This window comes from Kitasatospora sp. NPDC057512, assembly GCF_042802135.1.
Lineage (GTDB): Bacteria > Actinomycetota > Actinomycetes > Streptomycetales > Streptomycetaceae > Kitasatospora.
In genome coordinates this window covers 1-1,062 of the sequence record NZ_JBHVET010001294.1, presented here as the reverse complement: position 1 = coordinate 1,062, position 1,062 = coordinate 1, and the positions used below count along the sequence as shown (strand labels likewise).

1 protein-coding gene and 1 pseudogene are annotated in these 1,062 nt (G+C 71.1%); one reads left to right on the top strand and one right to left on the bottom strand.

Annotated elements, in window-relative coordinates:
- Positions 1-66 precede the first annotated feature (66 nt).
- Positions 67-600, top strand: a complete 534-nt coding sequence (locus ACFU6K_RS39585) for an SHOCT domain-containing protein (RefSeq protein ID WP_380671601.1) — start codon at positions 67-69, stop codon at positions 598-600.
- 7 nt (positions 601-607) lie between these two features.
- Here the strand turns inward: ACFU6K_RS39585 and ACFU6K_RS39580 are convergent.
- Positions 608-1,062: pseudogene (locus tag ACFU6K_RS39580) on the bottom strand (hypothetical protein); the annotation flags it as partial.

Genomic DNA, 1,062 nt, shown 5'->3' with positions numbered 1-1,062 from the left:
GCTCCCTGGGCCTGTCGCCGAACCCCCGCTGACGGGAGTTCGACGACAGGCCCTAGGCTCGACCCCATGGACTGGACCGATCTGATCGACACCGCCTTCGAGGCATCCGGAAACAGCAGCAAGGCCAACCAGGCCGAGGCCGTCCGCGCCGTCGAGGCGACCGTCATCGACGGCGAGAAGCCGGTCGCCTCCACCGCCGGGCGCCACCCCGACCACTTCCGCAAGGGAGTGCTCGTGCTGACCACCCATCGGCTGCTCTTCCTGAAGGACGGGAAGCCGCCGGTCCCGGTTCCGCTCGCCGCCGTCACCGACGTCACCGTGACCCGCACCAAGCTCAACGGCGAAGTGCTCCTGGTGGTGGCGCTCACCGGCTCGCACCGCTTCGAGGACGTGGTCAAGGCCGAGTTCTTCGCCGAGCAGCTCCGGGCCTCCGCCCGGGCCGCCCGGAACGCCCCGAAGGCCGGGCCCGCCGCCGCCCCGGTCGAGGCGTCCACCGGCGAGCAGCTCATCGGCCAGCTGGAGCGGCTGGCCGCCCTGCGCGCCTCCGGTGCGCTCACCGAGGACGAGTTCACCCGCGCCAAGCAGCGCCTGATCGGCTAGGGCCCGTCTACGGCGCGGGCTGGAAGCTGTTGAAGACGACGTCCCGGACCGGGGCCTGGGCGGCCCACTCCGCGTCCGGGACTATCCAGTAGATCGAGTACCCGTACTTAGGCGGGGTCCCGGTCACGAAGCCGCGGTTGAGCGAGTGCATCCTGGGCGTGCCGTTGGTCCACTCCCAGTCCGCCGCGTTGGTCCACTGCCGGTAGGTGATCGCCGCCAGGTTCAGCCGCTGGTAGTTGCTGACCTGACCGCGGACGTTCGGCTCCGACTCCTGCCAGTCCGCGACCGCGCTCGCCCCGGGCGAGGTGGTCCACTCGATCCGCAGCTGGCTGCCGTCGGCCGCGTTCTTGAAGATCCGCCGGTTCGCGTCCGACCCGGTCGGCTGCAGACCGTCCGGCAGCACGACGGAGAAGCCGCTCGGGTCCTTGTACTCGTGGTACCCGGCCGGCACGGCACCTGTTG

What these genes read in the sequence shown, in the direction of transcription:
- ACFU6K_RS39585 (WP_380671601.1), top strand. Translation starts at nt 67, where the DNA reads ATGGACTGGACCGATCTGATCGACACCGCCTTCGAGGCATCCGGAAAC.